The organism is Curtobacterium sp. MCPF17_011 (assembly GCF_003234145.1).
Classification (GTDB): Bacteria; Actinomycetota; Actinomycetes; order Actinomycetales; family Microbacteriaceae; genus Curtobacterium.
Map to the genome: position 1 here is coordinate 1 of NZ_QKSK01000004.1, position 17265 is coordinate 17265.

20 protein-coding genes and 1 pseudogene are annotated in these 17265 nt (G+C 71.1%); 6 read left to right on the top strand and 15 right to left on the bottom strand.

Annotation, left to right across the window (positions count from 1 at the left end; all coding sequences use genetic code 11):
* The 10 genes and pseudogenes from DEJ25_RS16845 to treS form a co-directional block, all read right to left on the bottom strand.
* Positions 1–319 (bottom strand): annotated as a pseudogene (locus DEJ25_RS16845) (hypothetical protein); the annotation flags it as partial.
* Positions 316–876: a TerD family protein gene (locus tag DEJ25_RS06000; RefSeq protein WP_111044113.1), complete on the bottom strand. Its 561-nt coding sequence runs from the start codon at positions 874–876 to the stop codon at positions 316–318. The pseudogene DEJ25_RS16845 and the gene DEJ25_RS06000, both read right to left, overlap by 4 nt.
* Positions 873–1445, bottom strand: a complete 573-nt coding sequence (locus DEJ25_RS06005) for a hypothetical protein (protein WP_111044114.1) — start codon at positions 1443–1445, stop codon at positions 873–875. Before DEJ25_RS06005 ends, DEJ25_RS06000 begins: the two co-directional genes overlap by 4 nt.
* 18 nt (positions 1446–1463) lie before the next feature.
* Entirely contained in the window at positions 1464–2684 is a 1221-nt protein-coding gene (locus DEJ25_RS06010) for a toxic anion resistance protein (protein ID WP_111044115.1), read from the bottom strand.
* Between the two features lie 65 nt (positions 2685–2749).
* Positions 2750–3328: a TerD family protein gene (locus DEJ25_RS06015; protein WP_111044116.1), complete on the bottom strand. Its 579-nt coding sequence runs from the start codon at positions 3326–3328 to the stop codon at positions 2750–2752.
* Between the two features lie 43 nt (positions 3329–3371).
* Positions 3372–3953 (bottom strand): TerD family protein, encoded by a 582-nt coding sequence (locus tag DEJ25_RS06020; protein ID WP_111044117.1) that lies wholly within the window; start codon positions 3951–3953, stop codon positions 3372–3374.
* A gap of 29 nt (positions 3954–3982) precedes the next feature.
* Positions 3983–4570: a TerD family protein gene (locus tag DEJ25_RS06025; RefSeq protein WP_110902255.1), complete on the bottom strand. Its 588-nt coding sequence runs from the start codon at positions 4568–4570 to the stop codon at positions 3983–3985.
* Between the two features lie 40 nt (positions 4571–4610).
* Positions 4611–5741: a DUF475 domain-containing protein gene (locus DEJ25_RS06030; RefSeq protein WP_110902256.1), complete on the bottom strand. Its 1131-nt coding sequence runs from the start codon at positions 5739–5741 to the stop codon at positions 4611–4613.
* 91 nt (positions 5742–5832) lie between these two features.
* Positions 5833–6591, bottom strand: coding sequence for a 3'-5' exonuclease (locus DEJ25_RS06035; protein WP_375334541.1), 759 nt, complete (start codon positions 6589–6591; stop codon positions 5833–5835).
* A 9-nt stretch (positions 6592–6600) separates the two neighbouring features.
* On the bottom strand, positions 6601–8355 hold the full coding sequence (treS, locus tag DEJ25_RS06040; RefSeq protein WP_111044118.1) for a maltose alpha-D-glucosyltransferase: 1755 nt from the start codon (positions 8353–8355) through the stop codon (positions 6601–6603).
* Between the two features lie 117 nt (positions 8356–8472).
* Here treS and DEJ25_RS06045 point away from each other — a divergent pair, with 117 nt between their 5' ends.
* Both DEJ25_RS06045 and DEJ25_RS06050 read left to right on the top strand, forming a co-directional pair.
* Positions 8473–9387 carry an alpha/beta fold hydrolase gene (locus DEJ25_RS06045; protein WP_111044119.1) on the top strand — a complete coding sequence of 305 codons (915 nt, stop codon included), beginning with the start codon at positions 8473–8475 and terminating at the stop codon, positions 9385–9387.
* Positions 9384–10472: a glycosyltransferase family 1 protein gene (locus DEJ25_RS06050; RefSeq protein ID WP_111044120.1), complete on the top strand. Its 1089-nt coding sequence runs from the start codon at positions 9384–9386 to the stop codon at positions 10470–10472. The genes DEJ25_RS06045 and DEJ25_RS06050 overlap by 4 nt, the downstream gene beginning before the upstream one ends.
* Before the next feature lie 20 nt (positions 10473–10492).
* On the opposite strand, the gene DEJ25_RS06055 is transcribed toward DEJ25_RS06050, so the two are convergent.
* Positions 10493–11239, bottom strand: coding sequence for a hypothetical protein (locus DEJ25_RS06055; RefSeq protein ID WP_146240624.1), 747 nt, complete (start codon positions 11237–11239; stop codon positions 10493–10495).
* Between the two features lie 139 nt (positions 11240–11378).
* Here DEJ25_RS06055 and DEJ25_RS06060 point away from each other — a divergent pair, with 139 nt between their 5' ends.
* Positions 11379–11594 (top strand): hypothetical protein, encoded by a 216-nt coding sequence (locus tag DEJ25_RS06060; protein ID WP_146240625.1) that lies wholly within the window; start codon positions 11379–11381, stop codon positions 11592–11594.
* A gap of 6 nt (positions 11595–11600) precedes the next feature.
* On the opposite strand, the gene DEJ25_RS06065 is transcribed toward DEJ25_RS06060, so the two are convergent.
* Together DEJ25_RS06065 and DEJ25_RS06070 are read right to left on the bottom strand one after the other, a co-directional pair.
* Positions 11601–12239 carry a histidine phosphatase family protein gene (locus tag DEJ25_RS06065; RefSeq protein WP_111044123.1) on the bottom strand — a complete coding sequence of 213 codons (639 nt, stop codon included), beginning with the start codon at positions 12237–12239 and terminating at the stop codon, positions 11601–11603.
* Positions 12236–13132 (bottom strand): NAD-dependent protein deacetylase, encoded by an 897-nt coding sequence (locus DEJ25_RS06070; RefSeq protein WP_111044274.1) that lies wholly within the window; start codon positions 13130–13132, stop codon positions 12236–12238. Before DEJ25_RS06070 ends, DEJ25_RS06065 begins: the two co-directional genes overlap by 4 nt.
* Positions 13133–13228: 96 nt before the next feature.
* Here DEJ25_RS06070 and DEJ25_RS06075 point away from each other — a divergent pair, with 96 nt between their 5' ends.
* Positions 13229–14044, top strand: a complete 816-nt coding sequence (locus DEJ25_RS06075; protein ID WP_111044124.1) for an RNA methyltransferase — start codon at positions 13229–13231, stop codon at positions 14042–14044.
* 22 nt (positions 14045–14066) lie between these two features.
* Positions 14067–14429, top strand: coding sequence for a hypothetical protein (locus DEJ25_RS06080; RefSeq protein ID WP_111044125.1), 363 nt, complete (start codon positions 14067–14069; stop codon positions 14427–14429).
* Between the two features lie 43 nt (positions 14430–14472).
* Here the strand turns inward: DEJ25_RS06080 and DEJ25_RS16605 are convergent, their stop codons facing one another.
* Positions 14473–14985 carry a LysM peptidoglycan-binding domain-containing protein gene (locus DEJ25_RS16605; protein ID WP_181427360.1) on the bottom strand — a complete coding sequence of 171 codons (513 nt, stop codon included), beginning with the start codon at positions 14983–14985 and terminating at the stop codon, positions 14473–14475.
* Positions 14986–15157: 172 nt separating this feature from the next.
* On the opposite strand from DEJ25_RS16605, the gene DEJ25_RS06090 reads away from it, so the two are divergent.
* Entirely contained in the window at positions 15158–16414 is a 1257-nt protein-coding gene (locus tag DEJ25_RS06090) for a D-alanyl-D-alanine carboxypeptidase family protein (RefSeq protein ID WP_181427361.1), read from the top strand.
* A gap of 43 nt (positions 16415–16457) precedes the next feature.
* Here DEJ25_RS06090 and DEJ25_RS06095 read toward each other — a convergent pair whose 3' ends face one another.
* Complete coding sequence (locus tag DEJ25_RS06095) at positions 16458–17243, bottom strand: SGNH/GDSL hydrolase family protein (RefSeq protein ID WP_111044128.1); 786 nt, start codon at positions 17241–17243, stop codon at positions 16458–16460.
* Positions 17244–17265 lie beyond the last annotated feature (22 nt).

A 17265-nucleotide genomic window follows, 5' to 3' on the forward strand; every position in this document is an offset into this window, starting at 1 on the left:
CCGCGGGGGCTGCGTCGACCGACGGTGCGGTCGAGCTGCGCGGCGCCGGCGTCCGGACCGCCGGCGGTGCGGGCTGCCGCCCGGAGGACAGGCTCAGCCCGCCGCCGGAGCTGGCGGGCGCGGCCGGTGCCGATGCCACGGGCGGTGCAGCGGGCGGGGTCGGGCGGCGGAGCGGCACGCCGGGTGTTGCGGTGGTGCCGGACGTGGCGGTGGTGCCGGACGTGGCGTTGGTGCCCGACGTGGCGGCGCTCGGGCGGGCCTCCTGGCCGGGCGGGATCGGGCGGACGCGACGGCGGAGGAACGGGTGTCCCGTCGTCATCGCGCGCGGCCGATGCCGTGGTCGGTGCGGAGGCCGGTCAGACCCGTCGTGTAGCCCTGGCCGACGGCGCGGAACTTCCACTCCGACCGGTGGCGGTAGAGCTCGCCGAGGATCACCGCGTTGATCAGGTGGTTCCGCTCGGACGGCAGCGGGAACGCGACGAGTTCGCGACCGTCCGGAGCACAGACGCGGACCGACATCGACCGGATCGAGCCGAGGTCCTTCGGCGACCGCGGGTCAGGGTCGAGGTACACCGCGAAGACGATCTTGTCGACGGCGTTCGGGACCGAGGCGAAGTCGACGTCGATCTCCTCCTGGTCGGACTCGGCCAGGTACCGGACGGACGCGTCGGCGCTCTCGATCTGGTTGAAGAAGACGAGGTCCTCGTCGGAGAGGACGTGACCGTCAGGGCCGCACACTATCGCCACCGGGACGAGTTCGGCCGAGGGCCCGCGGCTGGCGATCTGGTCCCAGTGGATGCCGACGACGACCGCGGTGAGGCCGGGGTTCTCGGCCGTCAGCGCGGCGTTGGCGCCCGGGACGAGCTGCCCGGTCACGAGTCGGCTCCGCGGAGGCGCAGGCCGTCGTCGCCGTCACCCAGGCGGTCCCGCAGGAACCGGCCGTGCGAGGAGAGTTCGGCGATGGCACCGCTCCTGATCTGTTCGTGCATGTCCTCCACCGTCTCCGCGACGACGTCGAGTTGGCCGGCGAGGGTCGCCGTGGCGGCGCTCTCCGGCGTGCGGTCCGCTGCGGGCAGCGAGCGGTACGTCCGGACGGGCGTGGGCAGGTAGTCGTTCACGATGGCCTGGAAGAGGTACCGCTGCTCGGTCGAGGCGCCACGCGCGATGACGGTGCCGGCGGCCTCCCGGAGGAGGTCCTCGACGTGTCGGACGCGCGAGGACACGACGGTCGGCAGATCGGCTCCGGCCGCACGCACGATGGTCCGGAGGTCGTCGATCCCGGCCGCGGCTGCAGCGTCGTCGGCCGCGCCACCCGAACCGCGGACGTCGATCCGGGCCGCCGCAGCAGCTGCGGCCGACGCTGGCGTCTCGGCGTCCGGGTCGGGCACCCGCCGGTCCTGGTCGTCGTCGTCGCGGCCGAACAGCGCGCGCAGACGATCACGCACGACAGCCGACCGCAGGGGTCATCGCGTGACCGATCGAGGGTCGTCGTCGGTCTGGCGGGCGCGCTCCAGGTACGGCTTGGCGCGCTGGATGCCGGACTCGAGCGCCGACACCGTCGAGGACATGTTCTGTGCCGCCTGCGAGCGGAACGAGTCGATCGCGTCCATCGTCTGGAACACGTTGTCGAACGCCTTCTGCAGGGTCTCGACGCTGACACCGGAGTTCGTCGCCTGCTCGTGGATCCGCGTGGTCTGGTCACGCAGCATCTCGCTGGTCTGCAGGATCATCGCGTTCGTGGTGTTGTTCACCGCGTCGATCTGGTCGAGGACCATCTTCTGGTTCGCCAGGGCCTGGGCCACGACGACGGCCGTCCGGAGCGCCGCGATCGTCGTGGTGCGGGCGCGCTCCACACCCTTGATGAGCTCCGTGTTGTTCTTCCGGATCAGGTCCATCGCCAGGTAGCCCTGCACCGACACGGCGAGCTGGGTCAAGATGTCCTGGTGGCGCTGCCGCACCGGGAACAGCACGTCGGACTCGAGCTTCTGCGCCTCGTCGACGCGGCCGCCGTTCCGCAGGCTCTCGATCTTGGTGACCGTCGCCGCGTCCAGGGCCTTCGCGAACACCGCGTACTCGCTCAGCTGCTGCATGGTCTCCCACAGCTGGACCTTCTCGTCGGCGAGCGTCGCGTTGTCCTTGCGGAGCTCGTCCTGCCCGGCCATCAGGGACTTGATGATGTGGTCGAGCTGGGTCTGCGCGGACTCGTAGCGCTGGAAGTACTTCGCCAGCTTGTTGCCGCCCGGGATCATGCCGAGGATCTTCCGGCCGGTGCTGAGGTCGGCCGCGTTGGGCGTCAGGTCCTCGACCGTGGACCGCAGGTCGCCGAGCGTGGTGGCGACCTTGACCTGCGTGCCGTCCCCGGTCCGCTTGGCGCCGGCGACCGACGACTGGGAGCGCTCGAGCATGCGCGAGGAGAACCCGCCGGACCGTGCGATCTCGGATCCGGCGATCGCGTTGATGCCGTCGACCTTCTCGGTGAACGCGGGGGACCGCGGGTCGAGCCGTGCGACCTCGTCGACGAACTCCCGGGCCTGGGCCGCGATCTGCGCCTGCCGGTCCGCGTCCACCGGCACCATGCCCGGAGCGTCGTCCGGGGTGACGACCTCGGCAGCGTCGGCAGCACGCAGGACGAGGGCGTCCTGCGACGGGTCGGTGGGCTCCGGCGGAGCAAGCGGTCCGGGCATCGGTGGTCTCCTGTGACGAGGTGGAACTGCTGGGTGCTGCTGGGTGCTGCTGGTCGTGCGCTGGGTCAGCTGAGGTTGACGCCGAAGTCCGTCGCGACGCCGGCGAGACCGGTCTGGTAGCCCTGGCCGACCGCGCGGAACTTCCACTCGGCGCCGCTGCGGTAGATCTCCGAGAAGATCATCGCGGTCTCGGGGGCGGCGTCCTCCGAGAGGTCGAACCGGACGATCTCGGCGCCGTCCTGGTCGAGCACACGGGAGTACGCGCTGCGGACCTGGCCGAAGTTCTGCCGACGAGCCTCGCCCTGGTCGATCGAGACCACGACGACCACGCGGTCGACGTCGGCCGGAAGGCTCTGCAGGTCGATGGCGATCTGCTCGTCGTCACCGTCGCCCTGACCGGTGCGGTTGTCGCCCTTGTGCTCGACGGATCCGTCGGCGCTCTTGGGCTGGTTGTAGAAGATGAAGTCGGCGTCCGAGCGCACCTTGCCGTCGGGACCGACCAGGAGCGCCGATGCGTCGAGGTCGAACGCCTCGCCGGCCGTGGTGCGCGGGTCCCAGCCGAGGCCGACGGTGGCCACGGTGAGCCCGGGGCTCGTCTTCGTGAGGGAGAGGTTGCCGCCCTTGCTGAGGGAGAGTCCGGCCATGATCGGGTCCTTTCGGTTGTGGGGGAGGGAGGTCGTCTGACCGTCAGTCGAGGACGACGCCGTAGTCGGTCGCGACGCCGCGGAGGCCGGTCGCGTAGCCCTGGCCGACCGCGCGGAACTTCCACTCGCCGTCGTACCGGTAGATCTCGGCGAAGATCATGCCGGTCTCCGACGCGGCGTCCTCGGTGAGGTCGAAGCGGACGACCTCGTCGCCGGTCTCGTCGTTGACGACCCGGCAGAAGGCGCCGCGCACCTGCCCGAAGTTCTGGTGGCGGGCGTCGGCCTGGTCGATGGTGACGACGATGACCACCCGGGCGACGTCGGCGGAGACGAGGTCGAGGTCGATGAGGATCTGCTCGTCGTCGCCGTCACCCTCGCCGGTGCGGTTGTCACCCTGGTGGACGACCGAACCGTCGACGGACTGCAGCTGGTTGTAGAAGATGAAGTCGTCGTTCGAGCGGACCTTGCCGTTCGCACCGACCAGCAGGGCCGAGGCGTCGAGGTCGAACTGCTCGCCGGCCGTCGTCCGCGGATCCCAGCCGAGGCCGATCATGGCGCGTCGCAGCCCCGGGTCCGTCTTGGTCAGGGAGAGGTTGTTGCCCTTCGAGAGCGAGAGGGTCGCCATCGATCGTCCTTCCGTCTGGTGGGGTGCCGTCAGAGCGCGGCGGCCGCGGGACCGACCAGGTCCTGCACCGTCCGGCCGTCGGCACGTTCGCCGATCGCTGTGAAGGTCCATCCTGCTCCGGTGCGCGACACCTTCGCCATCACCATCGCGGTGTGCTGGCCGGAGTCGGTCAGCTGGTAGCGGGCTACCTCGGGCGCACCGGCGGTCGAGTCGTCGACCACCCGGCAGAACGCGTTCTGCACGTTGTCGAACGTCTGCCGGCTGTAGCTGCTGATGACGAAGACGATCTGCTGCACGGCGCCGTGCACCGCGCTGAGGTCGATGCGGATGACCTCGTCGTCGCCGTCGCCCTCACCGGTGAGGTTGTCACCGGTGTGCTGCGCCGAGCCGTCCTTGCTGCGGAGCTGGTTGAACCAGACGTAGTCGACGGGCTGGCCGTCGGCGCCGAAGAAGACCGCCGAGGCGTCGAGGTCGACGTCCGCGGACTTCTTGCCGCCGAACAGGCCGCGCTTCGTCGCCACGGCGTCCCACCCGAGACCGAGACGGACGCGCGTCAGTGCGCTGCCGTCGGTCTTCGTGAGCGAGAGCGCCTGGCCCTTCTGGAGGCTGAGACCCATTGCGGTGAACCCTTCGTCGGTGGTGCAGTCGTCGCGACCGTCAGGAGGCGACGGCTGCGTGGTCGTCTGCCGGCTCGTGGTCGCCGGCCTTGCGCTTGTTGCGGACCACCGAGGAGATGAACGCGGCGAGGATGAAGACGACGCCGATGAGGCCGGTGACGACCTCGTTCACCTCGGTGGTGATCGTGACGAGCAGGATCGCCGCGAGAGCACCGATCGCCCAGTGCGCCCCGTGGTCGAGGTACTCGAACTCGTCCAGCGTGCCCTGTCGGACCAGGAAGACGGTGAGAGAACGCACGAACAGGGCACCGATCAGGCCCAGACCGAGCGCGATGATGATCGGGTCGGCGGTGATCGCGAAGGCGCCGATGACCCCGTCGAACGAGAACGACGCGTCGATGACCTCGAGGTAGAGGAACAGCAGGAACGCGGCCTTGCCGGCGACGTTGCCGACGCGGCGCTTGTTGCTGATGCGGTTCGCCTCGGCGACCATCTCGCCGGTGCTCTCGAACGAGTTGCCGTCGTCCTCCGGGTCGTCGACGTCGAACAGCCCGCCGAGTCCGGTGACCAGGAAGTACGTGACGAGGCCGGCGATGCCCGCGATGAGGACCGTCGACTGGTGCTCGCCGGCGGTGGTGCCCGCGACGGCCAGCAGCACGAGGGCGACGATGACGTTGACCATCGGGAGCTTGCCGATGAAGAGCAACGGGCGCTCGAGCCAGCGCAGCCAGAGGATGTCGCGCTCCTCGAACATGAAGTCCAGGAAGATCATCAGCAGGAACATGCCGCCGAAGGCCGCGATCTGCGGGTGCGCTTCGTGGAGCAGGTACGCGTACGTGCCGGGCTCGTCGATCGGCCCCTTCTCGAGCGCGAGCTGCACGGCCTCGACCGGGTTCAGCGACGCCGTGACCCCGACGATGAGCAGCGGGAAGAGCACGCGCATGCCGAAGACGGCGATGACGATGCCCACCGTCAGGAACATCTTCTGCCAGAACGGGTTCATCCGCTCGAGGATGCGGGCGTTGACGACCGCGTTGTCGAAGCTGAGGCTGATCTCGAGCACGCCGAGGATCGCGGTGATGATGACCGCGCTCCATCCGCCGTAGACCAGCGCGATGGCCAGTGCGAGCACGGTGATGGCCAGGGACCACCCGAAGGTCTTCAGGAACACGTGCGCGGATCTCCCCTTGAGCGGTGCAGGCGGTGCCTGCAGTGCGGTCGTCGAGGGGACGGCGCGATCCGGCCCTCCCCCTCTCGGAATGCTACATGCTCGGGGCCGAGTGCCGTCGGGGCCAGCGGCCGTCGGCGGTGAACGAGGGGTCGCGCTTGCCCCGCATGTACTCCTGGAACGACGCAGCCTGCTCGGAGCACCACGTCACCTGCTTGCGGTGCAGTTCTTCGGCACTGATGCCGAGTTCGTCGGGGTACTTGGCGGCGATCGCCTGCGCGACCCGACCGGCGGCGATCGCGTCGGCACCGGCGTCGTGCGCGTCGTCGAGCTGCACGCCGTAGAGCTGCGACGCCACCTCGAGCGTCCGCTTGCCCTTCCGGTAGGTGTCGAGCGCCTTGTCCATCACCAACGGGTCGACCACGTTGCCGATCACGGGGGAGGCGATCCCGTGGCGCTTGGCCTCCCGGTCGAGCAGCGTCAGGTCGTAGGGGGCGTTGTAGATCACCAGCGGGATGCCGCGCGCGAACACGGCCTCGACCGCGGCGACGATCTCGGCCACGACCTCGCCGGCCGGGCGTCCGTCGGCACGGGCGCGTTCGGTCGTGATGCCGTGCACCGCCGCGGCCTGCTCGGGGATCTCGACGCCGGGGTCGGCGAGCCAGCTGCCCTCGACGATGGAGCGGCCGGTCATGTCGATGAGGCCGACGTGTGCGCTGACGATCCGCGCGGTCTCGACGTCGATCCCGGTCGTCTCGAGGTCGAACACCCCGAGCGCGTGCCACCACGGTCGGGTGGTCAGGTCCTGCGGGGGCCGGGTCGCCGGGTCGAGCGCGGCAGCGGGGGAGGTCACGCGGTCAGGCTAGCCAACGGCACCGACAGCCCCGCGAGGCGCGCTCGCGTTCTCCGCACCCCGACCGACGTGCAGCCAGTAGAACGCTTGCGTGCCGAGCGTCAGCGTCACGGTGCCCTCGGCGTCGAAGGACGGGAACGCGCCGCCACCGAAGAGGTCGACCAGCGGCCGGCCCGCGTACTCGGGCGCGGTGATCGTCACCGAGGTCGGGTTGTGCGCGAACGAGAACACGCAGAGCACGTCCTCGGCGCTCGGCCCGAACTGCTGGTCCGAGCCGGAGCCCGCCCAGGACCGGACGAACGCCAGCACGCTGTCGTTCGAGGTCTGCTGCACGGCGATCGACCCCATGCCGAACACCGGGTGCGCCTTCCGCACGTGGATGACGTTGCGGATCCAGTGCAGCAGGGAGCGCGACTGCGCCAGCTGGGCCTCGACGTTCACCTGGGCGTAGTTGAACACCAGGGACTGCACGACGGGCAGGAAGAGCTTGCCCGGGTCGGCGGACGAGAACCCGGCGTTGCGGTCCGGGGTCCACTGCATCGGCGTGCGGGACGAGTCGCGGTCCGGCAGCCAGATGTTGTCGCCCATCCCGATCTCGTCGCCGTAGTACAGGAACGGCGAGCCGGGGAGCGAGAACAACAGCGCGTGCACGAGCTCGAGTTCGGCGCGCGAGTTGTCCAGCAGCGGTGCGAGCCGTCGCCGGATGCCGATGTTCGACCGCATCCGCGGGTCGTAGCCGTACCAGCCGTACATCGCCTGCCGGTACTCCTCGCTCACCATCTCGAGGGTGAGTTCGTCGTGGTTGCGGAGGAACACACCCCAGGCCGCGGTCTCCGGCACGTCGAGCGTCTCGGAGAGGATCGCCTGGAGCTCCTTGGCGTGCTGGGCCCGCAACGAGTAGAAGATGCGCGGCATCACCGGGAAGTCGAAGGCCATGTGGCACTCGGGTTCCTCGTCGGTGCCGAGGAACGCAGCGGTCTCCCGGGGCCACTGGTTCGCCTCCGCGATGAGCACGCGACCCGGGTACTCGTCGTCGATCATCGTGCGGAGCTTCTTGATCCACTCGTGCGTCTCCGGCTCGCCCTCGCCGTTGCCCTCCTCCGACTGGAACAGGTACGGGATCGCATCCAGCCGCAGGCCGTCGACGCCGAGGTCCAGCCAGTGCCGGACGACGTCGTACACGGCCTCGACCACGGCCGGGTTCTCGTAGTTGAGGTCCGGCTGGTGGGAGAAGAACCGGTGGAAGAAGAACTGCCGTCGGACCGGGTCGAAGGTCCAGTTGGACTCTTCCGTGTCGACGAAGATGACGCGGATGTTGGAGTACTCCTCGTCGGTGTCCCGCCAGACGTAGAAGTCGCCGTAGGGGCCGTTCGGGTCCTCGCGCGACTGCTGGAACCACTCGTGCTGGTCGCTCGTGTGGTTGATGACCATGTCGATGACGATGCGCATGTTGCGCTCGTGCGCCTTCGTGACGAGTTCGCGGAACTCGTCGAGGGTGCCGAACTCGGGCAGGATCGCCTTGTAGTCGGAGATGTCGTAGCCACCGTCGCGCAGCGGTGAACGGAAGAACGGCGGCAGCCAGAGGGCGTCGACGCCGAGCCACTGCAGGTAGTCGAGCCGACTGATCAGGCCCTGCAGGTCTCCGGTGCCGTCGCCGTTGGAGTCGACGAACGAGCGGATCATGCACTCGTAGAAGACCGAACGCTTGTACCAGAGCGGGTCGAGGGTCAGTCCGGGCTGCTGGATCGGGGCTGTGAAGGACACCGTGCTCCTCGGAGGTCGTGGCGGCCTCCAGAGCAGGAGGGCCGCCCCGGACACGCTAGCCGGGGGACCCCCAGCGCGCACACCACGTCGCCGGGGACGTTCCCTAGACTGACGCGGATGGAACCGCCCGTGCTGTCCCCGTACCAGTCGCTGATGGCGGCCACCCCCGTCGTGCACCGCTCGGTCCTGGTGGCGGACCGGACCACGCACTTCTGGGAGTACGGCCCCGCCGACGCCGGGACCGCCCCGGCGACCGTCCTCGCGGTGCACGGGTTCCGCGGCGACCACCACGGACTCGAGTCGATCGCCGCGCACCTGGTGTCCGGACACCCGACCGGCGTCCGGGTGATCGTGCCGGACCTGCCCGGGTTCGGCGTGTCCGACCCGCTCCCGGCCTCCGACCTCGACGGCTACGTCCACTGGCTCGAGGGCTTCCGGACGGCACTCGGGCTCGACCGTGACACCGTCGTCCTCGGCCACTCCTTCGGGTCGATCGTCGTGTCTGCTGCGGTCGCCGCCGGGCTCGACACCCGGCTGCTCGTCCTGGTGAACCCGATCGCCGCGCCCGCGCTGCAGGGTCCCCGGGCGGTCGGCACCGGCATCGCCATCGCCTACTACCGTCTCGGCGCCTGGTTGCCACGCCCACTCGGACTCGGGCTCCTGCGGAACCGGGCGATCGTCCGGGCGATGAGCATCGCGATGCTGAAGTCGCGCCGGCCGTCCCTCCGGCGGTGGGTGCACGACCAGCACGACCGCTACTTCTCGGCCTTCGCGAACCGCACCAGCGTCATGGAGGCGTTCCGGACGTCCGTGACGCACGACGTCGCCCAGTTCGCCGACCGGATCCCGGTGCCGGTCCTGCTGGTCGCCGCCGAGCACGACGACATCACGGCCGTCCCGGAGCAGCGTGCCCTGGCGGAGCGACTCGCCGACGCGGAACTCGTCGTCGTCCCCGGCGTCGGTCACCTGGTGCACTACGAGACCCCGGCCGCGGCCGCGAGCGCGGTCCTCCGACGGATGCAGACCTCGTGACCCGCCTCCGGATCGGCATCGACTGCCGCTACGTCCGCATCGGCCGCCATGACGGGATCAGCCGTTTCACGGCGGGCGTCGCCGCCCACCTGCCGGACCGACACGACCACGTGCTGCTCGTGTCCGACGAGCGGCAGCTCGGATCACTCCCGTCACACCTGCCGTGGGAACTCGTCCCGGCGCCGACCGAGGCGGGGGAGCCGCTGGTGGCGCGGCGGGTCAACCGCCTGGGCCTCGACGCGGTGTTCTCGCCGATGCAGACGATGGGTTCCCGTGGCCGCCGGTACGCCCTGGTGCTCACGCTCCACGACCTCATCTACTACCGGAACCGCACGCCCCCGCGGGAGTTCTCGTGGCCGCTGCGCCTCGGCTGGCGTGCGTTCCACCTGGCCTGGTGGCCCCAGCGGATGCTGCTCAACGGCGCGGACGGGGTCGTGACGGTCTCCGAGACGACCGCTGGGCTGATCAGGGAGCACCGGCTGACCGATCGTCCCGTGACGGTCGCGTACAACGCCGCCGACCCGGCCGAGCCCCGGGACGCCGACGCTCCCCGGCAGAAGTCGCTCGTCTACATGGGCTCGTTCATGCCGTACAAGAACGTCGAGACGCTGGCGGCCGCCCTGCCCCTGCTCGGGCCGGACTGGACCCTGCACTGCATGTCGCGCGTGTCGGACGCCGACCGGGCACGCATCGGCCGTCTCGCGCCGGCCGGCGCCGTGGTATTCCACGACGGCGCGAGCGACGAGGAGTACCGGTCGGTGCTGCGGTCCGCCACCGCCCTGGCGACCGCCTCGTACGACGAGGGCTTCGGGATCCCGCTGGTGGAGTCGATGGGCGTCGGGACACCGGTCGTCGTCAGCGACATCCCGATCTTCCGGGAGATCGGGGGTGACGTCGCCGAGTACTTCGACCCCTCGTCGCCGTCTACCGTCGCGGCGGCAGTCCGCCGACTGGAGGCCCGCTGGTGCACCGCATCGCAGGCGTCGGTCGCGCAGGCGGCCCGGTTCCGCTGGCAGGACTCCGCCGAGCAGGTCGTCCGTGCGGTCGAGCGCGCCGTCTCGGACCGAGCGGCCCACAGCCGCTGACGGGGGTCGCCGTCCGGACCTCAGGGCTGGACGGTCCGGACCTGCACGCCCGGGAAGACGTCGTCGCCCACCTGCTCGGCGGCAGCCGCGACCGCGGCGAACCCGGCGCCCGCACCCGCTGACCGGACCGTCACCTGCTGCGCCGCAGGCCCGTCGGAGCGCCCGTCGGAGCCGGCTGCGAACGTGCAGCTGACGCCGACCACGCCACCGATCGCGTCGAGCCGTTCGGCCATCCGCAGTCGTCGCTGGCTGGCCTCCTCGGAGTCCGACACCCCGACCTGCTGCGACCCCAGGTCGACGTCGGCCCAGATGCGGACGCCGGAACCCGAGGCTTCGGCCGCAGCGGCGCTCACCGCGGAGACGAGTGCTCGGCGTTCGTCAGCGCCGAGCGCCGGATCGGCCCGCACGAGGGCGGTGATGTCGTAGCCCGCGAACGAGGTCTTCTCACTCCGGGCCCGCTCGATGCCCGTCACCCCGGGCAGCGCCGACGCTGCCGCCACGAACCGCGCTCGGTCGGCCTCGGGCTGCGGGAACACGCCCCCGACGCCGCGTTGCACGCCGGACAGGATCACGCCGAGCACCACGACGAGGACCACCGCGACGCCGATGACGCCGAGGACGATCGCCGTCCCGGCCCGGACCCGCTCGGGACGAGACCGGGCGCGGATCGACGCCGTGTCCGGTCCGAACGCGGTGTCGAGGTCGTCGTCGTCATCCCACGGATCGCGGCCGCGAGGACCGTCGGTGTGCCGTCCACCAGCGCTCACAGCGTCACCTCGCAGCGGGCGGACCGAGCGTCGGGCCGCGTCGTCCACCGGAGCGTAGTCCGCGCACCGGGCGTGTGCTCTCGGTCACGCTACGGTGGAGTTCGACGGGGGCACGGGCCTCCCGTCGGACGGGGGGACCATGCTCTTCACACTCATCGTTGTCGGCGTCGTCATCGTGGCGATCGCCGTCGGGATGGCGGTCACCGACCGCCGCCGAGCGCGTCTGCTGCGCGACCTGCCGGAGGCCGGTGTCCTGCACGGCAGCGGTCCGGGTGACCACGACCTGCGGGTGGCCGAGGCGCAGGCCGCCCGGACCGCGGGTGGGACCGGCTACACGGGCGGTTCGGGCACCTGACCCGGGTCAGTGCCGGCGTTCGAGCGGGTTCTGGTACTCGAAGGCGTAGCGACCCGGGGCGTCCGAGACGTCCTCGATCGGGTCGTCGGAGCGGACGAGTTCAGCACGGAAGCGCTCCGGGTCCCAGCGGAACGAGTGCACCGACCCGTTCCGGATCGGCACGGTCGACCGCTCGATGGTGCCCGGAGCGGCCGCGTCGACCACGGTCCGGATGACTGCGCCGTGGGTCGCGACGACGACCGAGCCGGCGTCGAAGCGGACGGCGATCTCGGCGAGCGTCTCGGTGACGCGGTCGAGCAGCGCGGCGCGGGATTCGCGCCCCGGCACCGCGTCGTGCGGCCAGCGGGCCTCGATCTCCGGGTGCGTGAGCCCCTCGGCGTCACCGTAGGAGCGTTCACGCAGCCCGTCGTACGTCGACGGCTCGGGGAGGCCGAGGCGCGTGGCGATGATCGTGCCGGTCTCGAGCGCCCGGGACAGCGGCGACGAGACGACGGCGTCGAACCGGCGGCGGGTGAGCAGCGTAGCGGTCTCGGCAGCCTGTCGGCGCCCGGTGTCGTTGAGCGGCACGTCCGTCGAACCCTGGATGCGTCGTTGCCGGTTCCAGTCGGTCTCGCCGTGGCGGACCAGGTAGAGGAGCGTCGTCACCCGTCGATCATCGCAGACGCGGACAGCCGCGCCGCCAGTTCGACGAGGGTCTCGGTCGTGCCGGCGTCGATCTTCACCGCGGCACGACGGTCGCTGCGGGTCACGCCGCGGTTCACGATCACGACCGGGTGCTTCCGCCGGGTCGCGTGGTCGAGCAGGCGGACGCCGGAGTTCACGGTCAGCGAGGAGCCGACGACGAGCAACGCGTCCGCCTCGGCCACGATCGACACGGCCTCGCGGAACTTCTCGGCGGGGACGAACTCGCCGAAGAACACCACGTCGGGCTTCAGGACGCCGCTGCACACGGTGCAGTCGGGCACCCGGAACCGCTGGACGTCGCTGATCTCCACGTCGCCGTCCGGCTGCAGCTGCACCGAACCCGGTTCGTCGATCCACGGGTTCTCGCGGTCCAGCACGGCGGCCAGGTCGGCGCGGGAGAACACCTGCCCGCAGGTCAGACAGACGGCGCGGTCCATCGAGCCGTGGATCTCGACGACCCGACGGGACCCGGCTCGCAGGTGCAGGCCGTCGACGTTCTGGGTGACGATGCCGCTGACGACCCCGGCGGACTCGAGGGCGGCCAGAGCCCGGTGTCCGTCGTTCGGCCGGGCAGCGGCGAACGTCCGCCACCCCAGGTGCGAGCCCGCCCAGTAGCGCTGGCGCTTCGCAGGGTCTGAGAGGAACTCCTGGAAGGTCATCGGCTTCCGGACGACACGTCCCGCGCCGCGGTAGTCGGGGATGCCGGAGTCGGTGCTGACACCGGCGCCCGTCAGGACGGCGATGCGCTTGCCGCGGAGGACCGCGACCGCCCGGTCGACGTCGGTGACGGTCTCGTCGGTCGCCGTGCCGTCCGTCGCCGTGCCGTCGGTCGCTGTGCCGTCGCTCGTCGCCATCGTGTCCACGGTACCCTCAACCGCCGAGCGTCCCCGGTCCTTCCCCGGGCCGACGTCCGCGACCCGACCACGATCCTCCCGACCGGAACGAGCACCGTGCACCCCGTCCGCATCGACTCCCTCGACGACCCGCGCCTGGACGACTTCGCCCGGCTCACCGACGTGGCACTCCGCCGCGTGACGGAGCCCGAGGGTGGGCTGTACATCGCCGAGTCGAACACCGTCATCGAGCGCGCCGTCCGTGCCGGGCACGTGCCGCGGAGTGTCCTGGTGCAGGAGAAGTGGTTGGACAGCGTGCTGCCGCTGGTCGCCGAGCACGACGGCCCGGTCTTCGTCGGATCGGACGCGCTGCTCGAGGAGCTCACCGGCTTCCGGATGCACCGCGGCGCGATCGCGGCGATGCACCGACCCGAGCTGCCCAGCGTCGCCGACGTCGTGCGCGACGCCCGGCTCGTCGTCGTCCTCGAGGACATCGTCGACCACACGAACGTCGGGGCCGTCTTCCGCAGCGTCGCCGGTCTCGGTGCCAACGCGGTCCTGGTGAGCCCACGCTGCGCCGACCCGCTCTACCGCCGGAGTGTCCGGGTGAGCATGGGCACCGTGCTGCAGGTCCCCTGGACGCGCATCGGGGAGTGGCCGGCCGCGGGGGAGGACCTCCGCGCGCAGGGCTTCCACGTCACCGCGATGGCCCTCACCGACCGCTCCGTCGACCTGGAGGAGTTCGTCGCCGACGTGCCGGAGCGGGTCGCCCTGGTCATGGGCACCGAGGGACAGGGCCTCACGCCGGCCGCGGTCGCGGCGGCCGACACCACGGTGCGGATCCCGATGCACCACGGCGTCGACTCACTCAACGTGGCCGCGGCGAGCGCCGTCGGCCTGTGGGCGGTCGCGCACGCGCAACGTGCACGCTGATCCCCTCCTTTAGGCTTGCCGGATGCTCTCCCGACGCGACGCCGCCGTCCGGCTCGACATCACCCTCGAGATGGCGACCCACCACGGGATCCCGTCGCGCCTCAGCGAGGCTGAACTGACAGCGATCGAGCAGGACCCGCCCGCCTGGCTGGTGCAGTCGCGGGCGAACCGCACGGGTGCGAAGAAGGTGTGGGTGCGCCTGGAGTGCGTCGTGTGCGGCTACTGGGAAGAGGCGCGGCCGAAGAAGTGGTGGCCCGACTGGGACCACCTGATGTGCGACTACCACGCGCCGTACCAGGCTCCTGAGCCGACCGCGGGCTTCGTGCGGCACGAGGTCGAGGGTGTCGGCAGCCGGTTCGTCGCGCTGGTCGACGAGAAGGCGTAGACGGCGAGCGCGCGTTCTCGGCGATCGTCCGTCGCCCTGGCGGTCAGCCGGGGTAGTTGCAGCGCCAGCCCGAGTGCTCGGCGTCTGCGTCCTGCTGGCTCACGCCGTCCTGTGTCATGCGGCGTTCGAGCGTGAGGACCTCCCCGGGCGTCAGCACACCGGTGTCCGACGCGGGGTACGTGAGGTCCGCGTTGCACAGTCCGAACCGCAGGGCGATCACGGAGACGACGTCGTCCGGCTGCACCGTGTAGGTGTAGACACCGGCAGCGGACCTGCTGGCCGGGCCGGTGGCGTGGGGACGTGTGCCGTGGTCGAGCGCGGGCCACGTCCGGATGGTGTCGGACGCCACGGCGGTCGGTGCGGCGGTCGCGTGTGCCGCGTCGGCCTGTGCCTGTGCGGCGGCGATGTCGGCGCGCGCCTGGGCGCTGAGGGTCGGCTCGGTCGTCGCCGGAGCCGGCGGCACACCCTGGTCCGCCATCGAACAGCCGGTGAGCGCGACGACCGCGGCCACCCCTGCGAGGACCGCCGTCAGGCTTCCCCGGTACCGACTCGTCATGCTGCTGCCCCCTCTGGCTGCCAGGCGCACCGCTGCGCCCGGCAGGAGTCTAGTCAGACTGACGCGCTCCTCCAGAGCAGGACGGCGCAGTGCCGGGAGGCCCACCCCGGCCCCGCGACGAGCCGCACCGGACCCAGGGACCCGCCCCGGGCCTCCAGTACGATCCGGTCTCGTGCCGAACGTCGTCCGCCGCCCCCGCTCCGCGATCCGGAGGCCCGTGACGGTTGCCGTCATCGCGGTGCTCCTGCTCGTCGTCGCCTTCCTGGTGGCCGCCGCAGTCGTGCCGTTCGCACCGGCGACGGCCAGCACGGCGACGTACCGGCCGCCGACCGCGAGCGCCGCGGACGTCCGGTTCCCGGACTACGGTGCGACGGCGGTCGAGGCTGACGGCTTCCCGGAGAGCCTGACCACCAGCGGGGACCGGAAGGCCCGCTCGATCGCGAGCATCTCGAAGGTCGTCACGGCTCTGGTCGTGCTCGAGGAGAAGCCGCTGCAGCCCGGTGACCAGGGCCCGGACGTGCGGTTCACGCCCCAGATGGAGGCGCTGTACGGCCAGTACGCGGCGCAGAACGGTGAGGTGGCGCCGCTCCCGACGAACCTGCGGCTGTCCGAGTACCGGGCGTTCCAGGTGATGCTGATGAAGTCGGCGAACAACTACGCCGGCTCGCTGGCGCTCTGGGCGTTCGGGTCGATGGACGGCTACCGGAAGGCCGCGGCGACCTGGCTCGACGGCCACGGCTTGGACGACACCACGATCGTGGAGCCAACCGGCCTGGACCCCCGGAACCAGAGCACCGCGACGGACCTGGTCGACCTCGGCAGGCTGGCGTTGGCGGACCCGCTCGTCAAGGAGGTCGTCGGGACCGCCACGGCGACGGTGCCGGGCGTCGGCGACATCGAGAACTCGAACAAGCTGCTCGGCATGGACGGCGTCGAGGGCATCAAGACCGGCACGCTCGACGAGGCCGGGGCGTGCCTGCTCTTCGCGGCGACGTACCAGCGCGGTGGCCGCACCGTGACGGTGATCGGGGCGATGCTCGGCGGGGTGGACCACGACTCGCTCGACGGCGACGTGCGGAAGCTGCTCCACTCGGTGGCGGACGACTTCCACACCATCACCCTGACGAACGCCGGGCAGACCTTCGGCACGTACCAGGCGCCCTGGCAGGAAGAGGTCGACGCGACGGCGAGCCGGGCCGCATCGCTCCTGGTCTGGGGACGGACCGACGTGACCGCGAAGACGACGCTGGAACCGCTGACGTTCGGGTCGGCGGGGGAGCGGGTCGGGTCGGTGCGGTTCGCGGTGTCGCACCACGACCCGGTGACGGTTCCGCTCGAGCTCGACCGGTCCATCGAGGACCCGGGAGTCTGGTGGCGGTGGTCGAACCCGTTCCGCGGTGTCGAGCTCGACCGTTCACTCGCCGGCTGACATGACCTGACCTGGCCTGGCCTGGCCTGGCCTGGGGCAGCGTTCAGTCGCGCGGTGCCACGGGCTGCAGCGAGGTCCGCTTGGCCGTGATGCCGTCGCCCGACGACGTCCCACGGACGCGTCGGACCACCCACGGCACGAGGTACTCCTTCGCCCAGCCGAGGTCCTCGACGCGGGCCTCCCGCCAGGGCCGAGCGGCGAGCGGCTCGGGGACCGCGGCGCCGAGTTCGTGGGCGACGCCGAGCGTGTCGAGCACGGCGGCGGCGACGGTGGCGTGTCCCAGCGGGGAGTGGTGCAGACGGTCGGCGGCCCACATCCGCGGGTCCCGCAGCACCCGGAGCGCCCAGAGGTTCGTGACGAGCGCCCCGTGCTGCAGCGCGATGGCCTGCAGGTGCTCGTTGTAGATGGCGGTCTTGCCGCGCACCATGCCGAGGACCGGCGTCATGCCGACGTCGGGGCCGGTGAACAGCACCACGGTCGCACCGTCACGACGGAGGGTCGCGATCATCCGGTCGTAGCGCTCCGCCAGGGCGTCCGGGTCGGAGCCCGGTCGGATGATGTCGTTGCCGCCCGCCGACACGGTGATCAGGTCCGGAGCGAGGGCGACGGCGGCCTCGGCCTGCTCGTCGACGATCTGCCCGAGCAGACGTCCACGAACGGCGAGGTTGGCGTAGCCGAAGTCCTCGTCGGTGCGGTCGGCCAGGGTCTCGGCCACGCGGTCGGCCCAGCCGCGGTGGCCGCCGACCGAGTGCGGGTCCGGGTCACCGATCCCCTCGGTGAAGGAGTCACCGATCGCGACGTACCGGGTCCAGGGATGCTCGTCTGACACGACAGGCGACCGTACTCTCGTC